The organism is Myxococcus eversor (assembly GCF_010894455.1).
Classification (GTDB): Bacteria; Myxococcota; Myxococcia; order Myxococcales; family Myxococcaceae; genus Myxococcus; species Myxococcus eversor.
Genome location: NZ_JAAIXY010000020.1, coordinates 158,526 through 173,800, shown reverse-complemented (window position 1 = coordinate 173,800; position 15,275 = coordinate 158,526). Strand labels below are relative to the sequence as shown.

Annotated in this window: 12 protein-coding genes and 1 pseudogene; 8 read left to right on the top strand and 5 right to left on the bottom strand. The window is 70.0% G+C overall.

All coding sequences use genetic code 11. The features are described 5' to 3' along the window. Positions 1-238: 238 nt before the first annotated feature. Positions 239-2,200: a S9 family peptidase gene (locus G4D83_RS34080; protein WP_163869053.1), complete on the top strand. Its 1,962-nt coding sequence runs from the start codon at positions 239-241 to the stop codon at positions 2,198-2,200. On the opposite strand, the gene G4D83_RS34075 is transcribed toward G4D83_RS34080, so the two are convergent. Continuing rightward, a complete protein-coding gene (locus G4D83_RS34075) occupies positions 2,134-3,168 on the bottom strand; it encodes a serine/threonine-protein kinase (RefSeq protein WP_163869052.1) in 1,035 nt (344 codons plus the stop codon). The genes G4D83_RS34080 and G4D83_RS34075 overlap by 67 nt on opposite strands. Positions 3,169-3,450: 282 nt before the next feature. On the opposite strand from G4D83_RS34075, the gene G4D83_RS34070 reads away from it, so the two are divergent. The 3 genes from G4D83_RS34070 (at position 3,451) to serA (ending at position 7,045) form a co-directional block, all read left to right on the top strand. Then, the gene (locus tag G4D83_RS34070; RefSeq protein WP_163869051.1) at positions 3,451-3,828 is read left to right on the top strand and encodes a SpoIIAA family protein; all 378 of its coding nucleotides are present in this window, start codon (positions 3,451-3,453) and stop codon (positions 3,826-3,828) included. 107 nt (positions 3,829-3,935) lie between these two features. Next, positions 3,936-5,597 carry a serine protease gene (locus tag G4D83_RS34065; protein WP_163869050.1) on the top strand — a complete coding sequence of 554 codons (1,662 nt, stop codon included), beginning with the start codon at positions 3,936-3,938 and terminating at the stop codon, positions 5,595-5,597. A 194-nt stretch (positions 5,598-5,791) separates the two neighbouring features. Next, positions 5,792-7,045, top strand: a complete 1,254-nt coding sequence (gene serA, locus G4D83_RS34060) for a phosphoglycerate dehydrogenase (RefSeq protein ID WP_163869049.1) — start codon at positions 5,792-5,794, stop codon at positions 7,043-7,045. 24 nt (positions 7,046-7,069) lie between these two features. Here the strand turns inward: serA and G4D83_RS34055 are convergent, their stop codons facing one another. After that, a complete protein-coding gene (locus tag G4D83_RS34055) occupies positions 7,070-8,476 on the bottom strand; it encodes an FAD-binding oxidoreductase (RefSeq protein WP_163869048.1) in 1,407 nt (468 codons plus the stop codon). A gap of 182 nt (positions 8,477-8,658) precedes the next feature. Here G4D83_RS34055 and G4D83_RS34050 point away from each other — a divergent pair, with 182 nt between their 5' ends. The 3 genes and pseudogenes from G4D83_RS34050 to G4D83_RS34040 all read left to right on the top strand — a co-directional run. Continuing rightward, a complete protein-coding gene (locus tag G4D83_RS34050) occupies positions 8,659-9,042 on the top strand; it encodes a hypothetical protein (RefSeq protein WP_163869047.1) in 384 nt (127 codons plus the stop codon). An 18-nt stretch (positions 9,043-9,060) separates the two neighbouring features. Continuing rightward, a complete protein-coding gene (locus G4D83_RS34045; RefSeq protein WP_163869046.1) occupies positions 9,061-10,869 on the top strand; it encodes a hypothetical protein in 1,809 nt (602 codons plus the stop codon). Between the two features lie 42 nt (positions 10,870-10,911). After that, positions 10,912-11,085 (top strand): annotated as a pseudogene (locus tag G4D83_RS34040) (dihydrofolate reductase family protein); the annotation flags it as partial. A gap of 37 nt (positions 11,086-11,122) precedes the next feature. Here G4D83_RS34040 and G4D83_RS34035 read toward each other — a convergent pair. After that, the gene (locus G4D83_RS34035; RefSeq protein ID WP_163869045.1) at positions 11,123-12,442 is read right to left on the bottom strand and encodes a hypothetical protein; all 1,320 of its coding nucleotides are present in this window, start codon (positions 12,440-12,442) and stop codon (positions 11,123-11,125) included. Beyond that, positions 12,439-13,803, bottom strand: a complete 1,365-nt coding sequence (locus tag G4D83_RS34030; RefSeq protein WP_163869044.1) for a hypothetical protein — start codon at positions 13,801-13,803, stop codon at positions 12,439-12,441. Before G4D83_RS34030 ends, G4D83_RS34035 begins: the two co-directional genes overlap by 4 nt. 163 nt (positions 13,804-13,966) lie before the next feature. Here G4D83_RS34030 and G4D83_RS34025 point away from each other — a divergent pair, with 163 nt between their 5' ends. Next, on the top strand, positions 13,967-14,785 hold the full coding sequence (locus G4D83_RS34025) for a hypothetical protein (RefSeq protein ID WP_205522782.1): 819 nt from the start codon (positions 13,967-13,969) through the stop codon (positions 14,783-14,785). A gap of 12 nt (positions 14,786-14,797) precedes the next feature. Here G4D83_RS34025 and G4D83_RS34020 read toward each other — a convergent pair whose 3' ends face one another. After that, complete coding sequence (locus tag G4D83_RS34020; protein ID WP_163869042.1) at positions 14,798-15,274, bottom strand: hypothetical protein; 477 nt, start codon at positions 15,272-15,274, stop codon at positions 14,798-14,800. Between the last annotated feature and the right edge of the window lies 1 nt (position 15,275).

Sequence of the window (15,275 nt, the reverse complement as noted above, 5' to 3'; positions counted from 1 at the left end):
TGTATGCACTTCCCGCTTCGAGGCCCTCTTGCCAGCCCGGTCCCAGAAGCAGGCATCCGAGCGCGCCCCTGGAGCCCTCCTGGACTCGCGCTCCCCTGGAGACAGCCCCGAGGCGGCTCGCGGCGGGAGGCGTCCAGGCAATGGCGCCCTGGGCCATTCGTGTAGAAGGCACGGGACACCGCGCCAGCACCACCGCGCGAGTGTCTCCCCTGCGCACCCCACTTCCCCCGGAGCCGTCATGCCGACCTGGTCTTCCCTGTCACGAGCGCTGGCCGCCGTGGCTCTCGTCCCCACTCTCGCGCTGGCCGCGCCCAAGCCGGAGCCGACCGGCGCCGAGAAGAAGCCGGGCGCCGCGCGGGAGACGGCGCGCCCGTCCAAGCACTACGCCATCGAGCAGTTCATGAAGACGACCCTGATTCGGGGCGCGTCCTTCTCCCCGGATGAGCAGCGGGTGCTGTACTCGTCCAACCAGACGGGCATCTACAACGTCTTCTCCGCGCCGGCGAAGGGCGGCAAGCCCACCCAGCTCACCCGCTCCACCACGGACAGCACCTTCGCCGTGGGCTACTTCCCCAAGGACGAGCGCATCCTCTTCACCCGGGACCAGGGCGGCAACGAGCTGCACCACCTCTACGTGCGCACGCCGGACGGGCAGGAGAAGGACCTCACGCCGGGCGACAAGCACCGCGCGGTCTTCTTCGGCTGGAGCCAGGACGAGTCCGCCTTCTACGTCCTCACCAACGAGCGCGACGAGCGCTTCATGGACCTGTACCGCTACGACGCCAAGAGCTTCGAGCGCAAGCTGCTGTACCAGAACGAGAGCGGCCTGGACGTGGGCGACGTGTCCCCGGACGAGAAGTGGCTCTCCCTGGACCAGACCAACACCACCGCCGACAGCGACGTCTTCCTCCTCAACGTCGCCACCAAGGAGCGCAAGCACCTCTCCGCCCACAAGGGAATCGCCTCCTGGTCCTCGGCGACCTTCGACCCGACGTCCTCCGCGCTGTACCTCATCACCGACGAGGGCACCGAGTTCTCCCGCGCGGTGCGCTACGTGCTCGCCACCGGGAAGATGGAGGAGGTGGAGAAGACGGACTGGGACGTGATGTACACGTACTTCTCCAAGAACGGCGCGCTGCGCGTCACCGGCATCAACGCGGACGGCCGCACCGCCATCCGGTTGCACGACGTGAAGGCCGGCAAACAGCTCGACTTGCCCAAGCTCCCCGAGGGCGACATCACCAGCGTGTCCCTGGGCCGCAGCGAGAAGCGCATGGCCTTCCACCACAACGGGGACCGCTCCCCCAGCAACCTGTACGTGTTCGACTTCGCCACGAAGAAGGTCACCCGGCTGACGGACAACCTCAACCCGGAGATCGACGCCAAGGACCTGGTGGACGCGGAGGTGATGCGCTTCAAGTCCTTCGACGGACTGGAGATTCCGAACATCCTCTTCAAGCCGCACCAGGCCACCGCGAAGCAGCAGGCGCCCGCGCTCGTGTGGGTCCACGGCGGCCCGGGTGGCCAGTCCCGCAAGGGCTACAGCGCGATGATTCAGTACCTGGTCAACCACGGCTACGTGGTGCTGGCCATCAACAACCGGGGCAGCTCCGGCTACGGCAAGACGTTCTTCACCGCGGATGACCAGAAGCACGGCAAGGAGCCGCTCCAGGACTGCGTCGAGGCGAAAAAGTACCTGGCCACCCTCCCCTACGTGGACGGCTCGCGCGTGGGCATCATCGGCGGCAGCTACGGCGGCTACATGACGCTGGCCGCGCTGGCCTTCCAGCCGGACGTCTTCAACGTGGGCGTGGACATCTTCGGCGTGTCCAACTGGCTGCGCACGCTCAAGAGCATGCCCGCCCACTGGGAGTCACGGCGTCAGGCGCTCTACCAGGAGGTCGGCAACCCGGAGACGCAGGAGGCGATGCTGCGCGAGGTCTCCCCGCTGTTCCACGCGGAGAAGATTCGCAAGCCCCTGCTCGTCATCCAGGGCGCCAATGACCCGCGCGTGCTGAAGGCGGAGTCGGACGAAATCGTCCAGGCCGTGCAGAAGAGCAAGGTCCCCGTCGAGTACGTCCTCTTCCCCGACGAGGGCCACGGCTTCACCAAGAAGAAGAACGAGGCGGAGGCCTACTCCCGCACCCGCGCGTTCCTGGACCAGTACCTGAAGAAGCCCGCGAACGCCCCGACGAACTGAGCCGTCCGCGTCCGGTGCGCGCTCGAAGGGGCGCGCACCGGCTCCGCCACCTCCTCTTCCCCTCCGACGTCCCGCAGCGCCTCCAGCACCGCGTCCATGGAGGCGAAGCGCTCTTCGGGCCGCTTCTCCAGGCAGCGGCGCACCACCGCCTCCACGGCCTGTGGGATGGACAGCTCCGGCCGCACTTCACGGAAGGCCGGCACCGGCTCCTTGTGGTGGGCGAAGACCAGCTCCAGCGGGTCCTCCGACTCGAAGGGCGCGCGCCCCACCAGCATCTGGAAGAGGACGACGCCCAGCGAATAGATGTCCCCGCGCGCGTCGGCGACGCCACGGGCCCGCTCTGGCGCCATGTACGCGTGCGCGCCATGGAACGAGCCGCTCACGGTGATTTCCGGCACCGAGAGCCGCTTCGACTCCGCGGCGACGGGCCGCAGCCGACCGAACCCGCGCACCTTCACATGCGAGGACTCGCGCCCGGACGCATCCGTCACCAGCGTGACGTGGGCCGGCGTCACGTCCCCGTGCACCACGCCCCGCTGGTGCGCCTGTCGCAGCGAGCGCCCCATGCCACGGGCCAGCTCCACCGCGCGCGCCCACGGCAGCGGCCCCGAGGCGAGCACCTGGGCCAGCGTGCGCCCCTCCAGCCACTCCAGGGCGACGTAGGGCGTACCCACGTCCGTGCTGCCCGCGTCGAGCACGGTGACGGTGTTGGGGTGGCCCAGCCTGGCGGCGTCACGGGCCTCCTGGAAGAAGCGCTGCCGTGCCTCCAGGTCCTCGGACGGCGCCGTCAGCACCCGGAGCGCCACTTCCCGCTCCAGCGGGAGCTGGAGGGCCCGGTACAGCGGCGTGGAGGCGCTTTCGCTCACCGCCTCCAGCACCTGGAAGCGGCCATGCAGCTCCCCGCCCACGAGCGGGTCCACGCCCCACGGAGGGGATGCCTGCGAAGGGGTGGGGTGCTCGGTCTGCATGGCGGAATCTCCTCGGAACACTCCCAGGCGCTCGTCACGACGACGTCGAGCGCCCGTGACGGCCCCGACAACACGACGCGACACCTGGGAACCCGGGGCCACGCCTTCAGCGCGGCCATACCGGGTCGGCGGCAGGGACGTCATTAGCCGGGGGGTCTGACATTCCGGGCGCTTCCGGACAGGGCGGGAGGACCTACCTCCCCCCAGGACATTGGAAGCGTCGGGTATCGGAGTGTCACCGGCTGAGGCTAGGATGCCGGGCCTTCGGAGCCGTCACCACTCATGCCATTCCAGATCAACGTTCACGCGCAGGACCGCATCCTCGAGGTCGTCTATCCCCCCCAGGTCACCTCCGCCGACCTGGCCGAGTACCTGACGGAGGTGAAGAAGGCGATTGTCGCGTTCGCGGGGGAGTGGTCCGCGCTGGTGGACCAGTCCCAGTTGAGGGTGATGCCCACGGACGTCGTGGCCTCCATGGCGGGGCTCAATGCGTACGCGCAGTTGCATGGGATGCAGCGCTCGGCGCGGGTCGTCACTGACGCCCCCTCCGGCCTGCAGGCCTGGCGCATGACGAAGCGGGCCATGCTGACCATCCCCACGCGCACCTTCGAGACGCGGCAGGATGCCCTGGAGTGGCTGCGCAATCCCGACGCGGACTGAGCAATCACCTCGGAGGGCGGCTGCCCTTCCGCTGGCCGGCTCCTTTATAGTGGCGACCTGCCTGTCCCCGCGGCGGGCATCGGTCCCCCATCAGGAGTCGTCTTCACATGTCCAACACCCGGAATGGCGCCGCCCGGAAGTTCCTTGGCGCGCTGCTGTGTACCTTCGCCTTCACCGCCTGTCAGCCGGGCCCCGAGGCCTCGCCTGGCGAGGAGGCTCCGCAGACTCCTGAGACGGAGACCGGCGAGCAGCCCGTGGTCTACGGCAACGATGACCGCAAGGACGTGTTCGAGCACACCGACGCCACGCTGAGGGCCCGGGCCGAGCAGGCCACCGTGGCGCTGATGTCCCCGTCGGACTTCAACGCGACCAACCCCAACAACGTCACCTTCAACGGCCCGAACCTGGGCACGTACGAGAACCTCTGCACCAACCAGCGCTTCCGGACGGACCCCACGGCGGCGTGGTGCTCGGGCACCCTCATCGACGATGACCTGGTGCTGACGGCCGGCCACTGCGTGGAGACGGCGGCGGACTGCCGCAACACGCGCTTCGTCTTCAACTACTACCGTACGTCCGCCACCGCGCTGAAGACGGTGACGACCGCGGACATCTTCTCCTGCCAGTCCATCGTCGTGCAGAAGCTGGAGACGACGGGCGGCCGCGACTTGGACTTCGCCATCCTCAAGCTGGACCGCTCCGCGGCGCCGCGCTTCACGCCCGCGCCCGTGCGCGCTGGCAACACGGCGCTGGCTTCTGGCGCCAACGTGGCCGTCATCGGCTCCGGCAGCGGCATCCCCTTCAAGATTGACTCCGGCGGCTCGGTGCGCACGCCCAACGCCACCACGCTGGACTACTTCGTCGCGACGACGGACACCTTCGCCGGCAACTCCGGCTCGGGCGTGTACGAGACGGCGGGCCACACCCTGGCGGGCATCCTCGTGCGCGGCGACACGGACTACGTGCGCAGCGGGAGCTGCTACGTCGTGAACACCTGCTCGGAGACGGGCTGCGGCGGCGAGGAAATCACCTACGTGAACAACGCCATCACCGCGCTGTGCCAGGCGTCCACCAGCACGCGGCTGTGCGGCTCCGGCCCGCCGCCCACGGGCGGCAGCAGCTTCACCTTCTCCGCCAGCAACACCGCCAGCGCCACCACCAACACCGCCAACAAGACGGTGGCCCTGACGGCCGGCCAGAAAATCACCCTGGGCACCTGCGGCGTCACCGGCGCCTCCGTGACGGGTGACTCCTTCCTGCGCCTGTTCGGCCCCAGCGGGGGCGAGGTCGCCAGCAACGATGACGAGTGCGGCGGCCGGGGCTCGAAGCTGACCTTCACCGCGACGGCTGCGGGGACTTTCGAGGTCCGCGCGGGCTGCTACTCCTCCGGCGCCTGCTCCGGCACGGTGGCCTGGACGCTCGAGGGCGGCGGCACCGGCCCGACGCCGTCGAACGGCTCCTTCACGTACACCGGCAGCGCCACCAACAGCGCGCAGACGGGCACCACGAACCGGGACATCACCGTGGCCGCTGGCCAGAGCATCTCCTTCGGCACCTGCACCGTGGCGGGCTCCACCGGCACCGGCGACACCTACCTGCGCCTGTACAACAGCGCGGGCCAGCAGGTGACGAGCAACGACGACTCCTGCGGCGCGCTGTCCTACGCCAACTACACCGTGCCCGCGGGCGCGGGCGGCACCTACCAGGTCCGCGCGGGCTGCTACGGCAGCACCTCCTGCACCGGCACCGTGGCGTGGACCGTCCAGTAGCTCCGGGGTCCTGACGCACACAGTCCCTCGCGGGCGGTCCGGGAAGCCGGGCCGCCCGCTTTCTTTTTCCGGACACCCCACCCCCCACGTCGCGCACGGCGGGCCGCCCACCTTCCCGGCCTTCGACACAGGGTCCTCCAGCCCCCTCACCCCGCGCTTGACAGCCTGGGGGCCGGGGTCTAACGCACGGCGACATGAGCACTGCCCGGTTCCCGCCGTCCCCGACGCGCCCGATTCTCAACGAGGGTCCGTTCCGCGCCCTGCTGCTGGAGAACATCCACCCCTCGGCCGAGGTGCTGCTGGCCGCCGAGGGCTTCGTGGTGGAGCGCACGTCCTCCGCGCTCAAGCCGGCGGAGCTGGCCGAGCGCCTCAAGGGCGTGCACCTGTTGGGCATCCGCAGCAAGACGACGGTGCCGGCGGAGTCGCTGGTGCACGCGGACGAGCTGCTCGCCATCGGCGCCTTCTGCATCGGCACCAACCAGGTGGACCTGACGTCCGCCAACACGCACGGCATCCCCGTCTTCAACGCGCCGTTCAGCAACACGCGCAGCGTGGCGGAGATGGTCATCGCCGAAATCATCGCCCTGACGCGGCAGCTCTTCGACCGCAGCCGCGAGGTGCACACGGGCCAGTGGCGCAAGGTCGCCACCGGCAGCCACGAGGTGCGCGGCAAGACGCTGGGCATCATCGGCTATGGCCACATCGGCTCGCAGCTCGGCGTGCTCGCGGAGTCCCTGGGCCTGCGGGTGCTCTACTTCGATGTCATGACGAAGCTGCCCCTGGGCAACTCGCGCGCGGTGGGCACGCTGGACGAGCTGCTCGCCGAATCCGACTTCGTCACGCTCCATGTCCCGGCGCTGACGTCCACGCACATGATGATGGGCGCCGAGCAGCTCGCGAAGATGAAGCAGGGCGCCTGCCTCATCAACGCCAGCCGGGGCACGGTGGTGGACATCCCCGCGCTCGCGGCGGCGCTGCGCTCCAAGCACCTGGGCGGCGCCGCGGTGGACGTCTACCCGGAGGAGCCCGAGGGCAACTCGGATGGATTCGTTACCGAGTTGCAGAACCTGCCCAACGTCATCCTGACGCCGCACATCGGCGGCTCCACGGAGGAGGCACAGGCGTCCATCGGCAGGGAGGTGGCCGTCAGCCTCTCCAAGTTCTTCCGGACGGGCGCGACGACGGGCTCGGTGAACTTCCCCATGGTGGAGGCGCCGCTCATCCCCGGCACCCACCGCATCCTCAACGTGCACCGGAACATCCCCGGCGTGCTGCGCGACATCAACCGCATCGTCTCCGACTTGAACGCCAACATCCACGCGCAGGTCCTCAGCACGGACGCGAACATCGGCTACCTGGTCATGGACCTGGACCAGGACGTGTCGCGCCCCGTCTGTGACGCCATCGCCGGCCTGACGACGGACATCAAGACGCGCATCGTCTCCTGACGTGACGCGAGCCCGCAGGCGCGCTCAGGCGTCCAGGATTTTGCCGGGGTTGAGCACGCCCCGGGGGTCCAGGGTCCGCTTGAGCGCGCGCAAGAGGGCCAGCTCCTCCTCGGAGCGCGAGTAGCCCAGGTAGTCCTTCTTCAACAGGCCGATGCCGTGCTCCGCGGAGATGCTGCCCGCGTGCTTGCGCACCAGCTCGAACATGGTGGGGTCCGCCTGCTTCGTGTGGGCCAGGAACTCCGCCTTGTCCAGCGCGTCCGGCTTCATCACGTTGACGTGCAGGTTGCCGTCGCCGATGTGGCCGAAGAGGCAGATCTCCCACCCCGGGTAGCGCGACTGGAAGACGGCCTCCAGCTCCGCGCAGAACGCCTCCAGGCCCGCGACGGGCAGGGAGATGTCGTTCTTGTGGGGCAGGCCCGTGGCGGACAGGCTCTCGCTGATGCCCTCGCGCAGCGCCCACAGCTCCGCGGCCTGGGCCGCGCCCTGCGCCTGCGTGCCGTCCGTCACCAGCCCCCGCTCGAAGAGCGAGCCCAGCCACGCCTCCACCGCCGCCGCGTCGCGGGGCTCCGCCTCCAGCAGCACGTAGCAGCCGCTGGGCGCTTCGAAGGGGGAGCGCAGCTTGCGGTGGCGCTGCACGCGCGAAAGGCACCGGTCCGTGAAGAACTCGTAGGCGGAGATGAGGAAGGCCGTCTGCTGGCGCGCGTCCCGGAACAGCCGCAGCACGGAGGCCACGTCCGGCACGGCGAAGAGGAAGACGTCCTGCTTGCCGGGCAACTGCGTCAGCTTGAGGGTGGCCTCGGTGATGACGCCCAGCGTGCCCTCGCTGCCGATGAAGAGCTGGCGCAAATCCAGGCCGGTGTTGTTCTTCTCCAGCGCGCCGTTGAGCTCGAGCACGCGGCCGTCCGCCGTCACCACCTGGAGGCCCAACACCCAGTTGCGGGTGAGGCCGTAGCGGATGACCTTCACCCCACCCGCGTTGGTGGCGATGTTGCCGCCCACCGTGCTGGAGCCCTTGGAGGCGAAGTCCACCGGCCACGTCAGGCCATGCTCGGCGCAGTGGCGGTGCACCGCCTCCGTCACCGCGCCCGCCTGCACGCGGACCGTGTTGCCGAGCAGGTCCACCGGGCCCAGGCGCGCCATGCGCTGGAGCGACAGCACCACCTCGCCCTTCGCCGCCACCGCGCCGCCCGCCAGGCCCGTGCGCCCGCCGGAGGGCACCACCGCCACGGCGTGCTGGTGGCACAGGGCGAGCAGTCGGGCGACCTCGTCCGTGGTGCGGGGCAGCGCCACCGCGCTGGGGGCCGGGGCGTATACGCGCGTCCAGTCGCGCCCGTACTCCTTCAACTCCTCCGCGTCCTGGGTGAGGAAGTCGGCGGGAAAGCCCTCGGAGAGAGCGCGGAGGAAGTCGGCGGGGAGCGAGGCGCTGGACATGCCCCAGGCGTATTGCAGGTCCCACCCCGTGACAAGGTGCGGCGAGGGCCCCGGCGCGTGGGAGGTCGCCCGGAAATCACCCCGGACGGCCCAGGAAAATGGGCTCGCTGCGTATACGCAGGCGACGCCTGTCGGACTGCCGGGGCGTCCCCGTATCCCACCCACCTTCAGGATTCCCGAAGATGCACCCGAGCCGAGTCCTCCGCGCCGCCACCCTGCTGCTCGCCACCCTGACGTTGACGCCCTCCGCGCTGGCGGCGGCCGAGGAGCCCCAGTTCGACCTGCCCTACGTCTTCGAGACGGTGGACAGCTACGAGGTCGTCCACGCGGACACCATCCAGGTGACCGGCGTCCTCCAGGGAGAGAGCGCCCCCCGGACGCTGGAGTTCAGCTTCCCCTACTCGCCCAGCAACTACGACAACAGCCAGCACATCTCCCGCTGTGACCGGATGGCCTTGCTGGTGATGAACAAGCCCGGGGCCTACCTCCTCGAGATGACGCTCAAGCTCCGGGGGCAGATGGTCACTTGCAAGCTGACTCGCCGGGCCGCGACGCCGGCACCCTGACGGAAGACGGTCTTCTCCATGGACACGATGCGAGGAGTCTGGCTGGCGCTCGCGCTGGCCATGGCCGGCCTTCAGGCTGGCTGCGGCGATGGCCTGGGCGGCGGCGCGGAGCAACCAGACCGGGACCGGGACAACGTCCCGGACGACAAGGACTGCGCCCCGGAGGACAGGATGCGCTGGCGCGAGGTGTCGGCCTTCCAGGACACGGACGGTGATGGCTGGGGCGAAGGCCCCGCGCAGACGGTGTGCGCGCCCAATGTCCTGCCTCCGGGTTGGGCCCCACGGACCGGGGACTGCGCTCCGGCGGATGCCAGCCGGTGGTTGCTGCTCACGGGCCTGTACCCGGACCTGGATGGCGACGGGGCCACCGCCCCGGGCCCCGTGGACGTCTGCGCGGGAGCGGCCCTCTCCGGATACCTCCAGCAGGCGGGGCCCTCGGACTGTGACGACCAGGATGGACGGTTCCAGGCGGCCACCTGGGCCTGGCCCGACCCGGATGGGGACGACGTCGGAGAAGGACCTCGCGTCGTCGCCTGTGCTGGCAGGCCCGCGCCCACCGGCTTCTCGCTCGTGGAGGGGGACTGCGCGCCTCTTGATGCCACGCGCTCCGTGCTCCGCGCCTACGCGTACGTGGACAATGACGGAGACGGCCACACCGTGGAGTCCTCGGGGACGCTGTGCCTGGGCGACCGACAGCCCCTGCCCTCGGGTTACTCCACCCAACCTCAAGGTGCGGACTGCGATGACATGGACCCGTCGACGTGGCAGGAGCGCGGCGTCTTCGTGGACACGGATGGCGACGGCTTCGGCGCCGGGCCCTTGTCGTTCCAGTGCCTGGGTGCCCGGCTTCCCCCGGACCATTCACTCCAGGGCGAGGACTGCGCCCCGGAGGACAGGACGCTCTGGCAGTGGCGGGGCTACGCGCACCGGGACGCGGACGGAGATGGGGACACCGTGCCGGAGAATGGCGTGCGGTGCAGCGGGGCGGCCCTGCCCACGGGTTACGCCCTCTGGCCGAACGGACTCGACTGTGACGACCACGACGCCTCCGTCCGGGTGAGTTGGAGCGTCCACCCCGACGAGGATGGGGACACCGTGGGCGCGGGCGCGCGGGTGACGGTGTGCGCGGGAATGACGGTGCCGGCGGGCTACTCGACGGTGGACACGGACTGCGCTCCCACGGTCCCCAGCGACTGGCAGCGGCTGACGTACGCGCATCGCGACGCGGATGGGGACGGCTACACGGTGCCCCAGTCGGGAGAACTCTGCACGGGCGCGGCGCTGCCTCCGGGCTACCAGGTGTTCGAGCAACGCCGGGACTGCGACGACACGAGCGCCGCGCGACACACCCTGGTCCAGTCCTGGAGTGACGAGGATGGAGACGGCGTGGGCGCTGGAGAGCCCGAGTCGCTGTGCACCAACGGCCAGGTACCCGCCCCTGGGTCGGCTTTGGGGACTGACTGCGCGGATGACGATGCCACGCGCTGGCGGCAGCACGCCTACGCCCATGTGGACCGCGATGAAGATGGCGCCACGACACCCGAACAGGGTGGACTCTGCGCGGCGGACACCCTGCCCGCGCCCTACTTCACGAAGGCCACGGGCAACGACTGCGACGACGCGGACGTGGAGCGCTCGCGCTGGGTGGTTCTCTATCCGGACCTGGATGGCGACGGCGTGGGCGCGGAGCCTCGACAGATTCCGTGCCTCGGCGCGGCGCTGCCTCCGGGAATGTCCCTCCACGGCTACGACGTGGACGACAGCGACCCGGAGGTGAACGTGGACGCGGAGGACGACCTCCAGGTGGGGCTCATCCTGGGGATGTGATTCGCATTCCCGCGCGCTGACGACAGGCGAACCCTTGCCGCTCAACTGCTCACCGAGGGCCTCGTCGACGAGGTCCTCGTCAAGCTGAACCCGGTGCTGCTCGGCGCGGGCATCCCCCTCGTCTCGCGGCTGGGCTCGCACGTCAATCTGGAGCTGCTGTCGACCAAGGTCTACCAGACCGGCGTCGTGCTGCTCCAGTACGCCGTCACGCGCTGAGCCCTCGCGCGCCTGGGCGCCCCGGAAGGGGATGCACTCACTTCCGGGCGCTCTTCTGCTCTCGTGTGGCGGCGTCCGGCCAGGTGCGGAGAATCCACTCGGCGTTGGATTGCGCGGACCACTCCACCTCCCCTTTCAGGACCTGCGAGCCGCGGCTGACGCGGAACACCTGAGTCAGGGGTGTGTTGTCCCGCTTCAACAAGGAGTCCTGGGCCGACCAGCTCACGCCCCCAGTGGACGTCACCAGCTTCGTCAGCCAGGCGTCGAACTCCTCGCCGGACAACCAGCGGAGCTGCTCCACCACCTGGCCCACCTCCGCCTCCAGCGCGGACTCCCGCCCCGTCACCACCGAGAGCACCTGACGACCCGCTTCATCCGGAAGGAAGCTCACCCCGCCAGGACGCAACACGGCCCACCCGGGGCGGGCCACCTTCCCCTCCTCCTCCAGCGAACCGAAGAAGACCACCACATCCCCGAGCCGCACCCCGGAGCGCACCAGCCCGCGCAGGGGTGGCTGGCTGTGCAGCTCCAGGAGCGTCGCGAGCGCCTCCGAGTCCGCGAGCTCTGACATCTGGAACCGTGGCTCACCGTCCACCTTCAAATCGAACGCGGGGCCCTTCCCCAGGTGGACACCTCCGGGAGCAATCGTGGACAGGGGGACGGAGACCGCCTCTCCGAGCGTCGGCATCCACAACAGCCGCTTGCTCGTCATCCAGACGCGACCCGACCGGGCCCACAGCCAGAACACCGGAGAAAGGATGAGCGCGACCAGCGCCACCATCGCCCAGCCCTTCCCCAGCAGCGGCAGGAGGAGCACACACACGAGCGAATACAGCAGGGCCAGGGAGCGCGGGACCGTCTGCCCCAGGGAGATCGGCGAGGACCGGGCCGACTGGAACAGCAGCACCTCTCCGGGTCCGAGCGACAGCATCGTCCGCTTGCGCACCAACCCGTCCAGCCGCGCCAGCTCCACCTTCAGCACGGGGGCACCGGCCACGGACACCAGCCGGGACAGTCGCTTGCGCACCAGCGTCCGCAGTCGCTCCCGGCGAGCCTCCAGCTTCCGCAGCCCCTTCATCACCGGCAGCGTGTCGGCCCAGCCTTCCACCCGCGCGCGCCGACTCGTTCGCTCCAGCGCCTCCTCGACGGTGGACTCCTGCTCCAGCCACTCCGGGACGAGCATGGGCTGCTCGCGCCACCGCCGCTTCCACCCCGGGCCGCTCAGCACCGACTCCAGAAGGGCGTCGCGCCGCAGCGCCGCCTCCAACACCTCCGCGCGGCCCTCGAGCTGGACGCGAACATCCTCGGGTGTGGGTCCTTCCGACGACTCCGCCCGGGTGCGGATACCTTCGCTCATGAGCCGCTGCCCACCTTGCGCCGGTCCTCATCGCTCGAACCCTGGCGGCCCTCGCGCCAGGCACGCACCAGACGATAGCCGCTCTCCAGATCCGATGGCGCCAACCGGCCGACGAGGACCTCCGCGCCCCGGGTGATGTGAACCTGCTGCTCCAAAGGAGTGTCCTGGGCCACCCGTGCATCCCCCGAGGACCAGGCCGCGCCCCCCGTCGCCGCCGCGGCCCTCGCGAGGTACGCATCCAGCTCCGCCTCGGGCTGCCAGCTCAGTCCCTCCAGAACCAACCCCAAGTCGAAATGAAACGGCAGATTCCGTCCCGTTGCCGCGTGAAACAAGACCGCGCCTTGGTCGAAGTCCCGGAGGAAGAAGACGCCACGGCCCAGCAACACGGCGCGGCCCGAGAGCCACGCCCCGTCGCGACGCAGCCGCGCCTCGAAGGACACCAGCTCCACCTGCCGGTCCACCCGGGACGCTTGCTCCCGGATGCGGGCATCGCGAAACAGTTCCAGCAGGACGCGCAGCCGACTGGCGCCCGCGACAGTGAACCCCTTCAACCGGATGAACTGGTCTCCGCGCACGCAGACCGTTCCCTCGGGTCCATCCAGCATGACTCCATTGTCCGCCAGCGAGTCCAACCGCACGGCCGCCGGGGGCTCGTTTCCAGGCGCAATCCACACCAGGCGCTCCGGCGTGAGCCAGACGACGCCCGGGGCACTCCTTCGCTGCAACACCACCGTCGCTATCAACAACCCGCCCAGCGCCGGTCCGCCACCCACCAGCGCCACGCCCCTCTCGCCGAGCACCAGCAGCACGAACATCCCCACCAGGAGGACCAACCAGCCCAGGGCCAGGACGAGGGACGCCACGGACTGCGACGACCCGTCCGGCGCGCCGATGCGCAGCGAGAAGGGCTCTCCCGGCATCCGCTTGAGGGAGACCTCCTGGGAGCTGACCTCCTCCAGCTTTCGCAGCCCATCCTCCAGCGACAGGGACTCCGGCGCGAGGCTCCGGCGCAACAGCACGCTCCGCACGCGCAGCGTCAGTCGCTCGCGGACCTCGCGCACCTGACCCACGGTCCTCGGAATCGACGAGCCCTCCAGCCAGCCCTCCTGTCCGCCGCGCCGCTCGGTGCGCTCCAGCGCCTCCAGCAGCGTCGGCTCCACATCCAGGACGCCCTGAATCAGCGAGGGGTCTTCCCGCAGCGTCCGCCACCAGCCGCGCGAGGCCAGTGTCCCGTGGAGCAGGCGATAGCGGTGGAGGGCGGACTCAATCAACTCCACGCGCCCCTCCAGGCGGCGGCGCAGGTCCCCCTCGGACGGGCGCGACTCGGTCGTCACCGCGCCGATTCGGTTGCGTTCGGACATTGCCCTCGCAGCATAGCCCGCCGGGCCCTCCCCCCGGGAGCAGGGCCCGTGCGACCCAGGACAGTCCCGACGGCGACACGAGGGAATCCCCATCCACCATGCCTAGGCTCGCGCTCACGCGCCGCTCGGGGCGCGCCTTGCCGGGGGGCGCGGCATGGACCGCATGCGAAGACCCTTCCTCATCGCCTCGCTGGTGTTGCTGGCGCTCTGCGTGCTCGTGGAAGTGGGCTCGCCCATCCTGCTGCCCCAGAAGTCGCCGGACTGCTCGGCGCTGAGCGGCACGAAGCCCTGCGCTTCCATTCCCGGGCTCCCGGAGGACTGCCGTCCCCTGCACGCCGCCATCTGCGACGGCGAGGACGTGGACCCCTCCGACGTGGTGCGCACGCAGAAGGAGAACCCGCCCACGCCGGGCCTGGGCATTCCCTATCTGGCCCTGGTGGACGCGCTCCTCTTGCTCACGCTCGCCCTCATGGGCGCGAGCCTCATCATCCCCGAGCGGGTGCAGGGACGCGTGCAGGGCCTGGCCACGCTCATCGGCGCAGTCGTGGCGCTGCTCACCGGCTTCGGCCTGCTGCTGGCCGCCATCGCGCTGACGCTCACGATGATAACGCTCGTGGCCTCGGTGCCCTTCGGCACGCTGGCCTATCTGGCCGTGTGGGGATTCTTCAACCGGGGAGGCGCGGCCGGCACGCTGGGATTCTTGATGTTCCTCAAGCTCGCCGCGGGCGTGTGCCTGGTGCTCGCGCACCAGCGCTTCCTCCAGAACAAGGGCCTGGTGCTGCTCTACCTCACGTCGCTCCTGGCCAACGCCGTGGTGTCCTTCCTCCACGGGCTGGTGCCCATCATCCTCGTCAGCATCACCGACGCGGTGGGCGCCATCATCGTCGCCATCCTCGGCCTCATCTGGGCCGTGCTGCTGCTGGTGGGCGCGCTGGTGTCCATCGTCAAGGTGCTGCGCCTCAAGCGCGCGGCGCCGGCCTGAAGCACCCGAGGCTCACCGCAGGCCCAGCTCGCAGATGGGGCGCTGTGGCGGAGCCCCCAGGCACGTCACCTGGAGGTCCGCGCCCTCCTGCATGACATCCAGCTTCTTCGACTCCTTGAGCGGATCGAACTTCGCCGGCACGGACGGCTTGCCCCGGGACACCAGCTCCACCCTGACCACGCCGGGAGGCCGGAGCACCAGCTCCAGGGTGCGCAGCCGCGTGTCGGACGCCTTCACGTCCACCCGACAGCCGCCGCCGCTTGGCAGCGTCAACACGCCCTCCTGGAGGGGACACGTCGCGGCCAGCTCCGCGGCGTCCACGGGCTTGGGCTTGATGAACCGAGCCCGGAGCTCCTGCGCGCTCTTCGTGGGACTCTCGCGGCTCGCGGACTCATCCCTCGCGCCCAGGCCCACACCCAGGACATAGAGCGCGACGATGGCGACGATGGCCAGGATGAGCACGACATGGATGGGCTTCAGCTCGGGCATG

Excerpts from the sequence above, each read along its gene's own strand:
- G4D83_RS34070 (WP_163869051.1), top strand. The coding sequence starts at position 3,451 with ATGCCATTCCAGATCAACGTTCACGCGCAGGACCGCATCCTCGAGGTC.
- serA (WP_163869049.1), top strand. The coding sequence starts at position 5,792 with ATGAGCACTGCCCGGTTCCCGCCGTCCCCGACGCGCCCGATTCTCAAC.
- G4D83_RS34020 (WP_163869042.1), bottom strand. The coding sequence starts at position 15,274 with ATGCCCGAGCTGAAGCCCATCCATGTCGTGCTCATCCTGGCCATCGTC.
- G4D83_RS34050 (WP_163869047.1), top strand. The coding sequence starts at position 8,659 with ATGCACCCGAGCCGAGTCCTCCGCGCCGCCACCCTGCTGCTCGCCACC.
- G4D83_RS34025 (WP_205522782.1), top strand. The coding sequence starts at position 13,967 with ATGCGAAGACCCTTCCTCATCGCCTCGCTGGTGTTGCTGGCGCTCTGC.
- G4D83_RS34080 (WP_163869053.1), top strand. The coding sequence starts at position 239 with ATGCCGACCTGGTCTTCCCTGTCACGAGCGCTGGCCGCCGTGGCTCTC.
- G4D83_RS34065 (WP_163869050.1), top strand. The coding sequence starts at position 3,936 with ATGTCCAACACCCGGAATGGCGCCGCCCGGAAGTTCCTTGGCGCGCTG.
- G4D83_RS34030 (WP_163869044.1), bottom strand. The coding sequence starts at position 13,803 with ATGTCCGAACGCAACCGAATCGGCGCGGTGACGACCGAGTCGCGCCCG.
- G4D83_RS34035 (WP_163869045.1), bottom strand. The coding sequence starts at position 12,442 with ATGAGCGAAGGTATCCGCACCCGGGCGGAGTCGTCGGAAGGACCCACA.
- G4D83_RS34075 (WP_163869052.1), bottom strand. The coding sequence starts at position 3,168 with ATGCAGACCGAGCACCCCACCCCTTCGCAGGCATCCCCTCCGTGGGGC.
- G4D83_RS34055 (WP_163869048.1), bottom strand. The coding sequence starts at position 8,476 with ATGTCCAGCGCCTCGCTCCCCGCCGACTTCCTCCGCGCTCTCTCCGAG.
- G4D83_RS34045 (WP_163869046.1), top strand. The coding sequence starts at position 9,061 with ATGGACACGATGCGAGGAGTCTGGCTGGCGCTCGCGCTGGCCATGGCC.